At 49.2% G+C, this 16,859-nt stretch carries 12 protein-coding genes; all 12 read right to left on the bottom strand.

Going from position 1 to position 16,859, the window contains the following annotated elements; all coding sequences use genetic code 11:
- Positions 1-30: 30 nt before the first annotated feature.
- The 12 genes from IPP66_14510 to IPP66_14455 all read right to left on the bottom strand — a co-directional run bounded on the left by IPP66_14510 (position 31) and on the right by IPP66_14455 (position 16,849).
- Entirely contained in the window at positions 31-1,101 is a 1,071-nt protein-coding gene (locus IPP66_14510; protein ID MBK9926484.1) for an efflux RND transporter periplasmic adaptor subunit, read from the bottom strand.
- Positions 1,101-3,554, bottom strand: a complete 2,454-nt coding sequence (locus tag IPP66_14505) for a glycosyl transferase (protein MBK9926483.1) — start codon at positions 3,552-3,554, stop codon at positions 1,101-1,103. The genes IPP66_14510 and IPP66_14505 overlap by 1 nt, the downstream gene beginning before the upstream one ends.
- 189 nt (positions 3,555-3,743) lie before the next feature.
- Positions 3,744-6,164 carry a glycoside hydrolase family 3 C-terminal domain-containing protein gene (locus tag IPP66_14500; protein ID MBK9926482.1) on the bottom strand — a complete coding sequence of 807 codons (2,421 nt, stop codon included), beginning with the start codon at positions 6,162-6,164 and terminating at the stop codon, positions 3,744-3,746.
- A gap of 94 nt (positions 6,165-6,258) precedes the next feature.
- Complete coding sequence (locus tag IPP66_14495) at positions 6,259-7,065, bottom strand: carbohydrate deacetylase (GenBank protein ID MBK9926481.1); 807 nt, start codon at positions 7,063-7,065, stop codon at positions 6,259-6,261.
- 74 nt (positions 7,066-7,139) lie between these two features.
- Positions 7,140-8,393 carry a cellulase family glycosylhydrolase gene (locus IPP66_14490; GenBank protein ID MBK9926480.1) on the bottom strand — a complete coding sequence of 418 codons (1,254 nt, stop codon included), beginning with the start codon at positions 8,391-8,393 and terminating at the stop codon, positions 7,140-7,142.
- Positions 8,393-9,574 (bottom strand): AGE family epimerase/isomerase, encoded by a 1,182-nt coding sequence (locus IPP66_14485; protein MBK9926479.1) that lies wholly within the window; start codon positions 9,572-9,574, stop codon positions 8,393-8,395. Before IPP66_14485 ends, IPP66_14490 begins: the two co-directional genes overlap by 1 nt.
- 65 nt (positions 9,575-9,639) lie before the next feature.
- Positions 9,640-10,611: a glycoside hydrolase family 130 protein gene (locus IPP66_14480; protein ID MBK9926478.1), complete on the bottom strand. Its 972-nt coding sequence runs from the start codon at positions 10,609-10,611 to the stop codon at positions 9,640-9,642.
- Positions 10,612-10,731: 120 nt separating this feature from the next.
- Entirely contained in the window at positions 10,732-11,940 is a 1,209-nt protein-coding gene (locus IPP66_14475; protein MBK9926477.1) for an extracellular solute-binding protein, read from the bottom strand.
- Complete coding sequence (locus tag IPP66_14470) at positions 11,937-12,932, bottom strand: ATPase (protein ID MBK9926476.1); 996 nt, start codon at positions 12,930-12,932, stop codon at positions 11,937-11,939. The genes IPP66_14475 and IPP66_14470 overlap by 4 nt, the downstream gene beginning before the upstream one ends.
- Positions 12,933-12,984: 52 nt before the next feature.
- A complete protein-coding gene (locus IPP66_14465) occupies positions 12,985-14,280 on the bottom strand; it encodes a 6-phospho-beta-glucosidase (GenBank protein ID MBK9926475.1) in 1,296 nt (431 codons plus the stop codon).
- A 14-nt stretch (positions 14,281-14,294) separates the two neighbouring features.
- A complete protein-coding gene (locus IPP66_14460) occupies positions 14,295-15,695 on the bottom strand; it encodes a hypothetical protein (protein MBK9926474.1) in 1,401 nt (466 codons plus the stop codon).
- Positions 15,695-16,849: a carbohydrate ABC transporter permease gene (locus IPP66_14455; GenBank protein ID MBK9926473.1), complete on the bottom strand. Its 1,155-nt coding sequence runs from the start codon at positions 16,847-16,849 to the stop codon at positions 15,695-15,697. The genes IPP66_14460 and IPP66_14455 overlap by 1 nt, the downstream gene beginning before the upstream one ends.
- Between the last annotated feature and the right edge of the window lie 10 nt (positions 16,850-16,859).

Genomic DNA, 16,859 nt, shown 5'->3' with positions numbered 1-16,859 from the left:
TCGTAACATGCAACTCATATCTCACGCTCACTACGGCCCAACTACAACCTGACCTTCCGTCAGGCCAGAGATGATCTCGATCATGTCACGGGTCTGCAAGCCGATTTCAACATCCACACGCTGTGGGCCACCATCGCCATTGACGATGACAAAGGTGCGGCCACCCGATGAGCGGACAGCGTCAGGTGGAAGCCAAAGAACGCCCGTCTTGCTCGCCAATTGAATGGTCACACGTAAAACATCACCGACTTGATAGGTATCCGCAGAGGGAGGCGTATCCAAAACAATGTGTGCAACATTTTGCTCAGCCGCACCCGTTCCATACGGAGATGGCAACTGGCGGATCGTACCTGTCATGGTTAAGCCGGGGTTTGTATCAGATGTGACAGCCACAGGCATACCTTCGTACATATCCTTGACCTGGTCTTTGCTCTTGCCAGAATCAAGGTCAACAACCACTTCGAGTTGATCGGGGTCACCGAGCACAAAGGCTGGCGTGGTGGTGGTGACATTACGTCCCGAGCTGACCGCCGCAATGATCGTGCCATCTGCAGGAGCAAAGACACGTGCCTTCGCCACCTGCGCATCAATTTCATCGGTCACAGGCACAGTTGGGTCAATACCCAAACTCTCCAACACTTCATCGAGATTCATTTGCGCCAGTTCAACCTTCAGTTCCTGTATCTTCACTTCTGCTTCAGATTTGCCCTGTGCTTTATATTGTTCCAATGTCAGTTTGGCGATCTCCAGGTCAATCTGCGCGCGGCGAATGGTATGTTGCGTCTTATCCGCATCGGCACGTAGTTGTTTGGCCTCCACCAGTTCACCGAGCAATTGTCCCTTTGTCACCACATCGTTGACATTTGCATACGCTTCGCTCACCTGCCCACCGATCTCGAAATAAACCGTATGCGAAGCCAACGGAGTAACACGTCCTCCATACTTTGCTTCTACAACGATATCGCCTTTTTGCACGGTGAATGTGGGGCGCACAGGCGTGGGATACGGAGTAGGAGTCGCCTCCGTCACAACCTGACCTTCGCCTCCACATCCTGCAAGCAGGATGGCAAGAAAAACGAAGAGTGTAACTATCTTTTTCATTATTTAATAACAGCCTTTACTTTTACAGTCTCTACAAGTTTTGCGTTTTTATCGGGCAATGGGATGACTGTCCCATTAATGGACTTTCCATTCACCTCAAGCGCGACACTGTTCCCATTACCTTCTCTTACAACGGAAATCTCGTATCGGACTCCCCGATAGTTGCGAACCACCTCAAAGCTTTTCCAATCTGACGGCACTACCGGTTTAACTTCCAACCCATCGAAGGTGGGATGAATGCCGAGAATGGCTTGCGTGATGGCAACGTAGTTCCATGCGGCAGTTCCAGAGAGCCATGAGTTTTTCGCTTCGCCGTGAGTCGCCGCATCCTTGCCTGCGATCATCTGGGCATAGACGTAGGGCTCACACTTGTGCAATTCACTGATCGCTTCACGAGCAGACGGGTTGATTCGCTTGTAGTAATCGAACGCCTTATCACCACGTCCGACGATCGCTTCTGAGATCATGATCCACGGATTGGTGTGGCAGAAAATGCCAGCGTTCTCCTTATAGCCCGGAGGATACGAAGAGATCTCGCCGAGATGCAGGTAATACTGACTGAAAGCAGGTTGTTGCAATACAATGCCGTGCGGAGTTGCAAGATGTGTCGCAACGGAATCCAATGCCTTCACAGCGTTACCGTTTTCAACACCAAGGCCCGCCATAACGCAGATACCCTGCGGTTCGATGAAAATACTACCTTCCTTATTTTCCTTTGAGCCAAGCACATGACCGAAGTCATCATACGCACGACGGAACCATTCACCATCCCAGCCCGCTTTCCAGACGATCTTTTCCATGTCAGCGGAGGCTTTGGTCACTTTTTCCAATTCAGCTTTATCGCCACGATGCTTGGCAATGCCAGCCATCTCACTACAAGCCAGCACGAACAAGCCAGCGATAAACACACTCTCTGCCACCTTGCCATCTTTATTTGTCGTTGTCTGGAAAGATTGACCGGGTGTATCAGAGAAGCAGTTCAAGTTCAAACAGTCGTTCCAGTCCGCGCGGCCGATCAAGGGAAGTTGATTCGGTCCAAGGCGATCCAACGTGTATTGAATGGACTTCTGCAAGTGAACATACAACGGAGCTTCTGTGCCTGCTTCATTCTCAAACTGCACCTGCTCATCAAGAATGGACCAGTCACCGCTTTCCTTGATGTATGCGACAACACCGAGCACCAGCCAGGCGGGGTCGTCATTGAAGCCTGAACCAACGTCATTGTTGCCACGCTTGGTCAGCGGTTGATATTGATGGAAAGCGCCACCGTCCTTGAGTTGGGTTGCGGCAATGTCCAAAATACGTTCACGGGCACGTTCGGGGATCATGTGAACGAAGCCGAGCAAGTCTTGATTTGAATCACGGAAGCCCATGCCGCGTCCGATGCCACTTTCAAAGTAGGAAGCCGAGCGGCTCATATTAAACGTCACCATACATTGATAGGCATTCCAAATATTCACCATGCGGTTGGTGTCTTCATCAGGTGTGGTCACTTGCATCTTGCCAAGCAAAGCCGTCCAGTAATCACGCAGTTCGGCAAAAGCCTTATCTGCGTTAGCTTGCTGCAAATACTTTTCGAGCGCCACCTTGGCCTTCTTCTTGTTAATGATCTGCGAGCCTGGGGGATCGAACTTGTCATCCTTGGCATTTTCCACATAGCCCAGGATGAAAATGATCTGCTTGGACTCACCCGCCTTCAATTTGACATTGACATGGTGCGACCCGATCGGTTGCCATCCATGCGCTTCTGTATTAGACGATTTGCCTGCTTCAACAACCCGAGGCTCGCTCCAACCTCGATATTGCCCGAGGAAGTCTTCACGGATCGTGTCGTAACCAGCCAATTTTTCAGAACAGGCAAAATAGGCGAAGTGATCACGGCGTTCACGATATTCGGTCTTGTGATAGATGACATCGTCGACAATTTCCATTTGACCGATGGAGTAGTTACGTTGGAAGTTGGTGGCGTCGTCGTTGGCGTCCCAGAGACAAAACTCGATGGCAGAGAACAGGCTCAAATCCGCGTCTGAACCGCTTTCGTTGGTCAGAGTCGTTTGCCAGATTTCGAGCGATTCCCCAAGCGGGACAAAATAGCGGGTTGAGGATTTAATCCCATTAAGTTTTGATGTGATGACCGTGTAGCCCTGCCCGTGACGGCATTCGTATTCATCGAGTTTGGTTTTTGTGGGCATCCATGAAGGTGACCAGTATTTGCCGCTCTTGTTGTCGCGCAGATACAGATAGCGACCGCCCACATCGAGCGGGGAATTGTTGTAGCGATAGCGTGTGAGGCGGCGGAGGCGGGCGTCTTTGTAGAAGGAGTAACCACCTGCGGTGTTTGAGATGAGACCAAAGTATGCTTCACTGCCGAGGTAGTTGATCCACGGCAAAGGAGTATCTGGCTGAGTGATCACATATTCACGTGCATTGTCGTCGAAGTGTCCGAATTTCATGATGAGTCCTGTTCCGCAGGCATGTCCCTGCTGTTTAAATTTTTAATATATTCTGTTGGTTGAGTAGGCGGCGTTCGTCCGCCATATCGAAACCAACATGTAAGCAAAGTAATTTTGTTATATAAATTCTTCTTGTAACTGGTGGTTTCGATACGGGCTTCGCCCTACTCAACCACCAAGTTGCTTTTGTTATTCCAGCACAACCTTGTCGCTCAAGCGAATGTCACGGCTGGATGCGCCAACGAGAATTTCAAACTCACCTGCCTCGACTTGCCATGTGTTCGTAATGGTGTCGAAATACCAGAAAGCTTCACGGTCAAGTGTGAAGGTAACTGTCTTCTTTTGGCCGGGTTTTAGTTCCACTTTATCAAAAGCTTTGAGTTCTTTTTCGGGGCGGGCAAACGTGGATTTGACATCGCGCACGTAAAGTTGAACGATCTCTTTGCCAGCGACTTTGCCCGTGTTGGTCACATCCACCTTAACCTTGAGTGTGCCATCCGGTGAGATTTTCTTGGCGTTTAATTTCAGGTTGCTGTACTTGAACTTGGTATAGGACAACCCGTGACCAAACGGGAACAAAGGCGTTACATCTTTTTTGTCGTAATAGCGATAGCCAACGAAAATGCCTTCGCCATATTTGACTTTGCTATTTTCGCCCGGGTAGTTGATGTAAGCAGGGTTATCTTCCAAACGAACGGGGAATGTGGTTGGCAATTTACCAGAGGGGTTTACATCGCCAAACAATACATCCGCAAGCGCGTTGCCTTGTTCCTGACTGTTGTACCAGAGTTGAAGAACGGTCTGAGCTTTATCGATCCACGGCATTTCAACAGGAGAACCAACATTCAAAACAACGACAGTGTTTTTGTTCGCTTTGAGAACTTCCTTGATGAGTTTGTTCTGCTCGCCGGGGAGTTTCATATCCACGCGGTCGAAACCTTCGGCTTCCCATTCTTTGTTCAAACTAGCGACGAGAATGACCACGTCTGATTTTTTGGCAAGCTTCACTGCATCGCCGATCAAATCTTTGCTGTGAGGGGGTTCGTGCCCGATCGCCACAGAGCGGAATTGCGAATCGCCTTGGAACCAGTATTCCAATTTGAGGGCATAGGCTTTTCCGCCTTTGAGTTTGATCTCGGTCTTGAGCTCTTTGCCCAAGTGACCATCGTCCGTGTGATCAATGAGGAGCTTGCCATCGAGGAAGAGTCGACTCCAGCCCATGCCATTGAGCGAGATCTTATGCTTGCCTGATTCTTTCGGCGTGAAGAATCCTTCCACGATCATCGAGAAGTTTTGACGGTTCACAGCAGGGATGGAATTATGGAACCAGTCAAAAGTGGGAATGGGTTCGACAGACTGATACAGGGGAGTACCAGCAAATTCGGTTCCGTCGAACAGACTCACACTGAGTCCGAGGCGCCCGTCTGCGGTGGATAAAGTTTCGGGAGCAAGAGCAGGCAAATTGCGATGGATAAAGCATCCAGGTGCGTAATCCACTTTCACTTTTTTACCTGCACGATTCTTAATGCCTTCGAGCGGTGAAACAATGTAATGCGGGAGGAAACCCGATGAACTGCCACCACCAAAGATACTGGCGTTCGAAGCATGCGGGCCAATGACTGCAATCGACTTAACCTTCTTGAGCGGAAGATTGCCGCCGTTCTTGAGTAGGACAATCGCCTCACCCGCCGCCTGACGGATGATCTTGCGATGCTCGGGTTTATCCTCGGCACGTTCAGTTGGGCGTTCGGGATTATCAAGGAGACCCGCCTTCTCTGTGACGAGAAGCAGACGCCGAACCTTGTCGTTCAGGCTATCCATCGAGAGGCTCCCGTTATCGAGAGCCTTTTGCACAAGCTCAGGCGACATCCAGCGGGCGTTGCCGGGGAATTCTATATCGAGTCCACCAGCAGGGACAGTATCGGTGTACGTGCCATACCAATCAGAGACGACTGCGCCTTCAAACTTCCATTCGCCTTTGAGTATCTCCTTGAGGGAGTGGTCGTATTCGCAGGCATAGACTCCGTTGACACGGTTATAACCAGACATGATCGTCCACGGGTTGGAATTGCGAATGGCGATGCGGAACGGCTCAAGATAAATTTCTCGCAGAGTGCGTTCGTCAATCTCAGAACTCATCGAATGACGCTCGAACTCCTGATCGTTACCGACAAAATGTTTGATACATGCACCGACACCTTTATCCTGTAAGCCTTTGATGTAGGCAGATGCCATGATGCCCGTCAGATACGGGTCTTCGGAGAAACACTCGAAGTTGCGTCCAGCGATCGGTGTGCGGTGGATGTTAACTGTTGGAGCAAGGAGGATATCGGCGTTCTTGGTTTGGCATTCTTCTGCCAGCACGTTGCCGATCTTTTCGACGATTTCTGGATTCCATGTTGCGCCCAGCGCTGTACCAATTGGCGTGGCGGCGGAGGTCGGCGACATTTTGCTCCATGTGCCACGGACACCGTTGGGGCCGTCTGCGACATGGATGTAGGGAATGTTCAAGCGAGGTACAGGCGTCGTGAACCACAAATCCGATGCGGCTAGCATGGAGATTTTTTCTTCGAGGGTAAGTTGTTGGAGGAGGTCGTCTATTCTTGACATGAGTTACCTTATATAGAGTGATTTAGACAATGAAAGTTTCGCAAGCGGTTGCATTGGCGAAGGCAAATTTTACAACAGATATAACTTTTCCTGTCTACCCGGTCAAATCTGCGAATGTAATCAGTTCAATTTCATTCGCCTGGATCGCTTGTTTAATTGTTGGGTCGGTCAGGATTCTTAACTCTCGTTCACGTTGGAAGTTATAGACAGATTCTTTTGCAAAGGCTTCGTCTACATAGCCCGGGTGGCACATGATCTCGGTGGTGCCATCAGGAACTTCGCTGATAAGGCGAAGAAGTTCATCCTGCGTTGCACCGTTATCATAAAAACTGGAAATGAAGCGATCTGGGTGACGCGGACTAAATTCCTTTATCAAAACAGGAACCTGGTCTCTTGTATTTTCCAATTCGCTCATGCCTTTTTCAGTAAACGGAAAACGGATCGGGCAATCATATTCCTTTGCCAATTCAAGCATGCCGCGAAACAAGGCTGGCGAGAAGTAGGACGAGTGGTGATGTGAATCTAAGTGTGTTGGTTTGCGTCCCGCCGCTTTGACAAAGCGCTCGATCTGTAAACGCCACTCGGTTTTGACATCGTCCATGTTGAGATTGGGGAGGTTGGCAAAGAACGGATTGTATTTCAGGTGATTGCCATTTTCGTCGATGATGGATGGAACCGCTTCAGGCTTTGAGAGCGGCTTGCCCATTGTCAACACGAGGTGAACTCCCATCCCGAGGTTGGGCGTCTCTTTCAGAGCAATGGCAATATCATCCACTGTGGTGGGGATGTTCATCATGCAGGTTGTAGAGGAAAGCATACCGCGCAGATGCACTTCCCGTATGCCGCGCGAGATTTCGGGGGTACGACCGTAGTCGTCGGAATTGATGATGAGTCTTTTCATAGTCTGCTCCCGTCATTGCGAGCCCGACAGGGCGAAGCAATCTCCAACATCATGGAGGGGATTGCTTCGTCGGGCTAGCGCCCTCCTCGCAATGACGAATTATTTAATCCTTCCAAATATTTCGGATACAAGTCACCGATATGCCAGAGAATGTCATCATAATATTCATCGGGGTTGACATTCAACTTTGCATACTCAGGTATCGGCTTGACCTGTGGTTTGGTTTTGGCAAATTCCTGAATGACTTTCACATGCGGCTTCAATGAACCATCGGGACGCACCAAGCCGAAGAAACGCTCATGTTGCGAGTCCAAACACGGTGGCTTGTTCCATAACTCAGGGATGTAGTCCGCATAGCACCAAAGCATGGCGCCCGTTGCGCCACTATCTTGCAATTTGGGCAACACCAAACGAATATACTCGGCAAAGTCTTCTTCGCTCGCCATAAACTGCCTGCGTTCCCGTCCTGTAGTTTCCGTCCATTCCATAAAATAAGAGTCTTGCCCGGGCAAAGCCGTACATCCACCAAACTCTTCCATGAGCACAGGCTTGCCACACAAGGCCGCCGTCAATGCACAGGTGAATGGCACAAAATCAGGGTCAAGCGGACCGCGCGCCCAAAGCGTATACATCGGGTAGGAATGCATCACTGCCACGTCTGTGTGGGCATACACCTTATCAATACGCAATCCATTATCTTCGTGGATGTTAGCACTGTGCAAACCACACGTCACGAGGTGTTTTGGGTCGATCTCCTTGATAATGCCGACCATCTCCTTCGTCCATGCTTCGCCTTCCTGCCATGAATGAGGCTGAGCGAAGAGATCGGGTTCATTGCCAAGATTCCACATCCAGATGGCGGGATGATCCTTGAGTTGACCGACGACTGTTTTCAACAACAGCCTCGAGGCCCTCAATGCCGCTTCATCATGGAACATATTCCTGTATCCTGTTTCGACGATCTTTCCGCCGCTGACAATTTGTCTGGGGGAATAACTTTTATATGGATGGCTATCTCCACCGAGCAACCACTTCGGACTCCAATTGGGTCCGCTCATGTGCCCTGTGAAGAAGGTCAGGTCAACGCCAAGACCAGCCTCATTGGCAATGTCGCAGACTGTGGTGAGATTCTGAAGCGCTGTTTTCGAAACAGAATCAGGATCAGGCTGAAAGTCATCCCAAAGCAGGAAAAAGCGGACGACATCAAGGCCAGCTTCTTTGATAACGCTAAATTCTTCTCGTACTTCGCCTGCATCAAAATCGCTCCACCAAAACATGGCCTTACGACGAGGCCAATAATTAACACCAAGGGTAAAAGGCTGTGACATTAAGATAATCTCCGGATCATTTCGAAACAGGCACGGCTGTGATGGTAAGGACATTCCCAAGGGCCTGCTTTAGGCAGGTTGGGATATGGAATTCCCTGTGGGTCGAGGTTTTTAAACCAGTCACCGTGCTGACGGTCAATAAATTTCTGATCGATCACCTGCCAGATGCGTTCGGCGGCAACACGAAATTTTTCATCGCCTGAAAGTTGCCAGGCATTGTAGAAACCAACCATGCCTTCAGCATGCACCCACCAAACAATATCGCGACTGCGCTCTCCTTCAGACTCTTGAAACAAAACGCCGTCGGGTCGTAGTGCCTTATCGTACACTGCCTGTGCAATCTTGACTGCTACTTCTTTGGCACGCTTCAACAAAACGGGATCGCCCAACACCTCTGCCGATTCCACGATCAACCAACTGGTCTCAATATCGTGACCATAAGAGATATGCTCGGTCTTATCCCAGCTCCAGTCGTTGTTGAAGAAGAGGCGCTGATGATTTGCCTTCGAATCAATGATGTGATCCAGAAAGACTGTGATCAACTCATTTACACGAGTCCGCAAGCGAGGCTCATCCCACACACGTAAAAGGTTTGTGAATGCTTCCATTGCGTGAAGAAGCGTGTTCATCGACTTGTCGCACAGCGGTTCATATTCGCTCAAGCGAGGGTCGGTTGCAGAGACCCAGTCCACACCACGGCCTTCCACATAACCACCATGGACGGAATCGTGTGAATGCGCATCAAGCAACTCAAAAATCTGTTTTGTCAAATCCAAGGCTTCTTCTTCACCTGTGGCTTGATAGTATTCAGCCAACCCGTAAATACAAAAGGAATTGGCATAGGTATGTTTGCGAGCATTGAGCGGCTTGCCATTCATATCGACTGACCAATACACGCCGCCATGTTGAACATCCCAAAAGTGCGTCTTGATGTAATCGTATGCACGGCGAGCAGTCGCAAGATATTCTGCTTTCTTGTATTCCTTGTACGCCAGCGAGAACGTCCACAAGATGCGGCCATAGAGAATGGCTGAGCGAGGTGATGCGTTATCCACTTTCAGGTCATTGCTCAATGCGCCATAGAATCCGCCATTGACAGGGTCAGGTGTACGCTCCGCCCAAAATGGGAGGATGTTCTCCGTCAATTCCTGTTCAAGCCGTTCTTTGGTGATGGCTGGCATGGTCTTTGTTTGCATCAAATTCTCATAAGACCTGACAGGTTTTTAAAACCTGTCAGGTCTTCAAGTTAAATTTCAGAAGTAGATTTTACAAAGTCCAGCACTTCATCGATCTTTGCAAAAGCGAGGGCAGTGACGGTATCTGCGCCACCGTAGTAAATGGCGATACGACCTGTCGGTTCGTCATACAAAGACGCGCATGGGAAGGCAACATTCGGCACGTCACCAACGCATTCATAGTAGGTTTGCGGCGAGAGGAGGTACGGCGCTCCACGGGCAATGACCTTCCAAGGTTGGTCAAGGTCGAGCAAGGCGGCCCCAAAACTGTAGACGAAGCCGTTGCAGGATGTCAGCACGCCGTGATAGAACAACAACCAGCCTTCTTTTGTCTCAATCGGCACAGGGCCTGCGCCGATCTTTGTGCTTTGCCAACCACCTTTGGTCCCCATCACGAAGCGATGTTCACCCCAGTGAACCATATCAGGGCTTTGACTGATATAGATGTCACCAAATGGAGTATGCCCATTGTCACTTGGGCGGCTGAACATCACATACTTATCCTTGATCTTGCGCGGGAACAACACACCGTTACGATTGAAAGGCAGAAGCGCATTCTCAAGGAAGGTGAACTTCTCGAAGTCAAAGGTATAACCGATACCGATGGTGGGACCATGATAGCCGTTGCACCATGTGACATAATAGCGGTCTTCGAGCCAAAGCACACGTGGGTCATAGCGATACTGATAGCGTCCGATCTCGGGGTCATCACATTCCCAGTTGATCGGGTCGTTGTCTAATTTCCAGTTGATGCCATCGTCGCTGAAACCACGGTGCAAATTCATCTCACGTTTTTTGTTGTCGGCACGGAATACGCCTGCGAACTTCCCTTTGAACGGCACAACTGCGCTGTTGAAAATACTATTCGAAGATGGAATCAAGTTGCGTGGAATGACGGGGTTGGCATCGTAGCGCCAGACCACTTCAGAGTTTCCAGCAGGACGATCCTGCCAGGGAATGTTGGGGAGAGCATTATTGGCCATGATAGGTTCCTTTAGGTGTAAAAAGTTTAACAGCAGACACTTAGAGATGCATCTGCCAGAGTTGGGTGTCAGGTCAATTGGTCAGTAACAGATCAAAGTCCAGAAAGAAGCGAGTGTTCTTTATCCAAGAGTCAAATTGAGCCGCTCTGAAAGAGAGGTCATCGCTCGCGTCACGGTTGTATCCAAATCGAGTTTTGGGTTTTGCATCAGCTCGTTGGCAACACGTTGAAGTTCTTCACCGAATTGATATTCGATGCGATGCCAAAGCGGGATGGGACGATACGAACGTCCAGTGGAAACAAGTTGAAGCATCACTGCACGGAGGATATGATCTGGCGGGAAAAGTTCATCGAGGGCATCTGTGCGTGATGGCATTGTATAGGAGGAATTGCGAGCAAACTCCAACATGGTCTGTTTGCGCGCGAGGAATTCAACCAATTTGAACGATGCTTCGAGACGATCTGGGTATCCATGCGTATGCCGCCAAACCACGACACTTCCACCACCTGTCCAGGGAATACCCATCAGGCTGGCGGCGCCAATATTTTCAATATTCGGCGCACGGTTTTGTGCGGCGACCATGACAGCCCGCGCGTCGGTAATAACTGCCGCGGCTTTTCCATTGAGAAGCATTTCCATACAAGTGTTTTGACCAAGATAGTCCAGCTTGGGTCCACGCCGCAGAAGAGCAAGATACGATTTCAAGCCAGCCAAAGTGGCCGGTGAATTGAACAACACCTGCCCACCGCGATTATCCATAAAGTGGCCGCCCGAACTCCATACCCATGAGGCCGCCATGTGAACGATATCGTTGAATGGATGTGGAGCGATCGGCATAAGCCATGTGTTCTCAACAGCATTCAACGCATCCAACTTTTGGACAGTGGCTTCAAGAGCCGCAGGAGTAGCAAAGGCTGATCCACTATGTAAGCCAGCTTTGGCAAGCAAATCTTTTCGATAAGCAACTACATAGGAGTAGGCGCTAAGTGGTACGCCATATACATCGCGGTGTTCAGTCGAGAAGACATTGGACCAGGTAGAATGAACAAAGACCTGCTCACCACCGATCCTGTTAACAAGCTGTTTGGAAATAGGGCGAAGAGCATCCATGACCACCAGACTGCTGACCCACGTGGAACCTACATGCGAGATATCAGCACCCACGCCTTTTGTAGCAATGGTAATCAGTTGTTGCCATGCGTCTCCCCACTCCATGCGCTTGATATTCACCTCAATGCCTGTTTCACGTTTGAAATCAGACATGAGTTGAACAATATTGGCATAATCTGCTTCGGAATCAACAATATAAGAAAAATCTATCGTGGTCATACCTGCCTCACAGAAACGTTTCTCACAGACGAAATGGTTTCAATAATTTTTCCGCGCACAGAACTTGTCACTTGCATGCCACCAGCTTCAAAACCAAGCACAACGGCTCCCACCACTGGCGGCACACTCAAACGAACAAACCTGACCTTTGGCGCAACTTTCAGAACGGTCTCACGCATGGGGTCTATTAATCTTGCCCCACCGTTAAACGTACTTCCCGTCATCACCACATCAAAGGCAAGTTCTTCAAAGTCCAACTGCCGTATCACACCGTTGATCATTTCGCCCAACTCTGTACCAGCCCAATGGATCAAGTCACGTGCTACTTGATCGCCTTCTTCTGCCACACGAAAAACAATCGGTGCCGCGCTCGGGCCAATTTGATAATCACCCATTGTGTAACCACGGATCAGATCTTCCAGATCTTTTGCACCGACCAACTCAATAAATGCGTCTGCAAGTTTGGTCATCGGGCCGCGCTTGCTCCATGCATACCCCACCAACTGCATACAGCGAAACATGAGTTCCGATGCGCCAGCATTTTCACCCATCAAGACACCGTGCCCAGTCACACGGCCTTCACGCTTGTGGTCGCGGTCCCAACCACGGCAATTTGAACCAGTCCCCGATACAACAACAACCCCCCAGCCATCCTCGGAACCTGCAACCAATCCGGGCACTGCATCATTGACAAATTGATACGGCGCACTCAACTCCAAGCGGTCGATTGTCTGAGCTGTGGCTTCAAATTCGGACGGCCAGTCGAATCCTGCCACGCCGAAGCCTGCTCCAGCGATATCAGCCTTGGTCAACCCGGCAGTTTGTAACGCAAGTTCCATACCAGACTGCATGGCTTGATACATACCATCATAGCCAACAGTCTCGTGGTTGCCGGGTCCGCTTTCGCCGAAGCCAACTGCGGAGCCTGTTTCATCCACAATGAGTGTGTGTGTCTTGGTTGCGCCGAGATCGGCGCCGAGAAAATAGCGCATAAGTCAAAAATCAACAAAGGGGCGACTGATTGGGTCGCCCCTTTTTATTGGGTCAATTCCAAAATTGGGGCAAATGTTCCTTGTGTGTTTCCAACATGTCGTCCAGCACGGCCTGAATCTTGTCCGCTTTCGGGCCGATTGGATGGGCAAGCAATGCCTGATACGCAGCGTCACGGTCTCCATGCACTGCGGCTTCAACTGTGAGAATCTCATACGCCTTCACTGCCGATATCAAGCCAAATTGAGATTGAGGCAATGGCTCGGCCGGTATGGGAGTAATGCCGCTCCGCTTTACAGTGGAAGGAATTTCCAACACCCATTCCGCAGGCCATTCTTTCACGGCTCCATTGTTGGTGATGTTCACCACATGGGTTTCACCCAAGTCGTTGTAATGTGCATTCAACAGTTGTGTAGCAACTGTCGAGTAGTATGCACCGCCGCGTTTCATCAAATCTGCAGGAGGTTCGTTGAGGTTCGGGTCAGCATATTCGCGCAAAAGATCTTTCTCGATCTCGATCACTTCCTCTGCACGAGAAGGCGGCCAGGCTTCCTGTGCCTTCAACTTCTTATCGGTGTGATAGAAATACTGCAAATAATAGTTCGGCATCATTCGCAGAACTTCGATGGTGCGCGGTTCCCATTCGGGATGCTCCGCCTGCTTGAGATCAGTGATGTAGCCCTGAATGACTTGCGGCCAGACATCCTCGCCCTCGATCGTAAACCCTCGGTGCCACGATAAGTGATTCAGTCCCAACGTTTTTAGTTCTGCATGAGCAGGGTCAATTTTTTTACCGGTGGCCTTTTCAAGGCTTTCGATAATCTTCATCTTTGCCGTGATGGGTACATTACACACCCCTACTGCGGGTACGTCTTTTGCATACTTGCTCAATGCTTGTGTAACCAGACCGGCCGGGTTAGTAAAGTTAACCAACATAGCACCAGGCTTCGCCACTTCCCTAACGTCCTTTGCAATGCTAAGGATCACCGGGATGGTACGAAGTGCCTTTGCCATACCGCCCACGCCTGTGGTTTCCTGTCCGATCAACCCATGTCGCAAGCCGAGATATTCGTCGCGGCGACGAGCTTCCATGTGACCAACACGCAGTTGCGTCGTCACGTATGAAGCGTCTTTTATCGCCTCACGTTGATTTGTGGACAGGATAACCTTGAAAGGCGAACCCTTCGCTTCCACCATACGCTGAGCAAACCCACCTACGATATCGAGACGTTCTTTGTCAACGTCCATCAACCATAATTCGGTCAACGGGAATTGCTTCATCCGCTCGAGAAATCCATTCACCAATTCAGGTGTATAGGTGGAGCCACCACCAATGACTGTTACTTTCATCTTATCCTCTCTCGTTATTTCAGGATATACAATGTCACTGAATACGCTGGCAAGTGAACCGCATCGCCGTTTTCAAAAGAGGGCAGTTCCATCTTTTCTGCGTTATGTTCTGCATCAAACAGGTAAACATCTGTCAGATTAAGCGCGTCGCCCATTGCAATCTCAAGGGGTTTGTCGACAGGCTGGTCACCGCGATTTACAAAAATAGCTGTCACCGCACCATCATCACGTTTGGCCGCAAACAAAGAGACATATTCTTCAGGGGAACTTGCCATCAGCAACTGGTTGCCAAACTGCTTATACAGTTGATACACATAGTACGTAGGGCGCAAGTCAAAAGAACTCATTAACCCATGCCCAGCGTAATTATTCTTTAACAACCAATAGGCAAGAACATCAGGCTGGGTACGAATCATACGTCCAAGAACATCAGCCAGCCAGATCGCGTTAAGAAAACTGTCAGTCGACGTTTCAGAACCTATTGCGTCTGAAGCGTTCGAATTAAATTCAGTAACACCAACAGGTTTCTCTGTGCCGGTCGTCTCTTTTATGATTCGGCGCAGGTTGGGCACAATGCGATCCCATTCAGGTGTGTTATCACGCAAATTCGCCCAAGTTGGCACGCTGTCGCTGTTGCTCTTTGGAAAGGGATAGTGATGCACTGCAACAATATCCACAAGATCAATATTCACTTTGAGGAACTCGGTCAAATAATCGCGCTTGGTGATATCCAGTTTGACAGAATCCACATAAATATATTCCCGTGGATCGTAATAATCAGCATCACCAAGAAAGGCCGATATTTCCGGGCCGTACAACTGTATCGATGGGTCTACGGCTCTCATCGCCACGGCAAACTCGCGCCATCGGTTTGCGTAATACTCTGGCGTCCAAACACTATCTCTGAGGACAAACAGGTCAGGCTCGTTGCCAATGCTCCAGTATTTAACCCCATATCCCTTTTCAACGTTGGTATAACGAACAATTTCAGCAGCCTGTTCAGGTGTACCATTCAACAAACGAACTGTAATGCTTGGTTCAGTACCCAGCATCCGTGCCTGAAGAATGTAATTATCAATCTGATAGGTCTGAACATCGTTTTGGTCACCCCAGTTTCCACCTGGCCACCTAAGAAACGCAAGGCCTAATGCCTTGGTGGGTTCAAGATTGGCCACACCCAAGTCTGTCCAAGGTCCGTGATTGGCTCCTAATACAAATTTACCAACTTCACCTTGATCTTGAGATGGATCGATCCAAAAGACGTTTTCTGGAGGAGTCGCTGTTGCAGATGGCAATGAACTTGGCTCAGTTTCTGGAGCAAGTGTACCTTGGCATGCAGCTAAAATCAAAACGATTACGAGACTGGCAAAATACGCCAGTCTGTAATCGTTTTGATAGCCTTTTCGCATTTGCATTACTTATCGACGCCGGTAATAACAATACCTTGAATAAAGAAACGTTGAGCCACGACAAAAAGGAACAACGGAATGATGAGCGCCATAAGAGCTCCCGCCTGAATATACTGCGGGTATGTGGCGTAATTGGTATTGTAACGAGCCAACGCAACTGAAACCGGCTGAAGTTCCGGCTTGGAAGCCAGATAAATCAACGGGCTAAAGAAGTCATTCCACGCAAATACAATGTGGAAAATCGAGACGGCAACAATAGCAGGATAGGATTGCGGAATAATCACCGACCAAAGAATGCGCAATGGGCTTGCACCATCAATCATTGCCGCTTCATCCAACTCACGCGGAAGTGTCATAAAGAACTGGCGGAGCAGGAAAACGTTATAAGCATTGGAGAAGAAGTGCGGAAGGATCAAGGGCCACCAGGTACCCGTCCCTATTCCTAAACCAAGCCTTGTTAACTGAGTCCAGAATGTAAAAGTAGGGATGATGGTTACTGCACCAGGAAGAAAAATGGTGGCGATCATTACGACGAACAGGAAATCACGCCCAGGGAAACGGAAGCGCGAAAAACCGAACGCTACAATGATGGCAGAAATTACAGCGCCAATAGCACTGACAAAGGCATAAAACATCGTGTTTCCCAAAAGACGCGGGAACTCGATCTGTGTCCATACCTTAGAGTAGTTTGACCACGTGGGAGAAAATATCCATGGACGCTTCAATGCCTTGTAGTATCCCTCGTTCCAAAGAATTGGGTCTGCACTCGGGTTTTTATGATCAATAAAGATCGCTTCTTTCTGAAACCCAATAAGCAGAGCTAATTCACGAGTTTCACCAGTCTCCTTAAATGGGACAGTATAAACTTCCAATTCTTTGCCTGCATACTTATTCATATCAACAATTTGATTGGCTTGCATCCCACCTTTTGTTACTTTAAAGGTGTATGTACCAGTGTTTTCACCGTTATATACAACAGTAGGAATTGCCGCAGGGTAGATTGGCGAGCCCAAAACAGCGATCTGTGACTGTGTTTTTAAAGATGTCAACGCCATATACAAGAACGGCATAAGGAAAAGGGCCAATATCGCAGTTGTAAAAACTGTGACAAAGACACTATTGAGTCCGTTTCTAACCTTAGTCTTTTTTAGGAAGTTCATGATACAGTTT

The organism is Candidatus Defluviilinea proxima, from assembly GCA_016721115.1.
Taxonomy (GTDB): domain Bacteria; phylum Chloroflexota; class Anaerolineae; order Anaerolineales; family Villigracilaceae; genus Defluviilinea; species Defluviilinea proxima.
The sequence above is the reverse complement of the archived record's forward strand: the minus strand, read 5'-3'. Positions and strand labels throughout refer to the sequence as shown.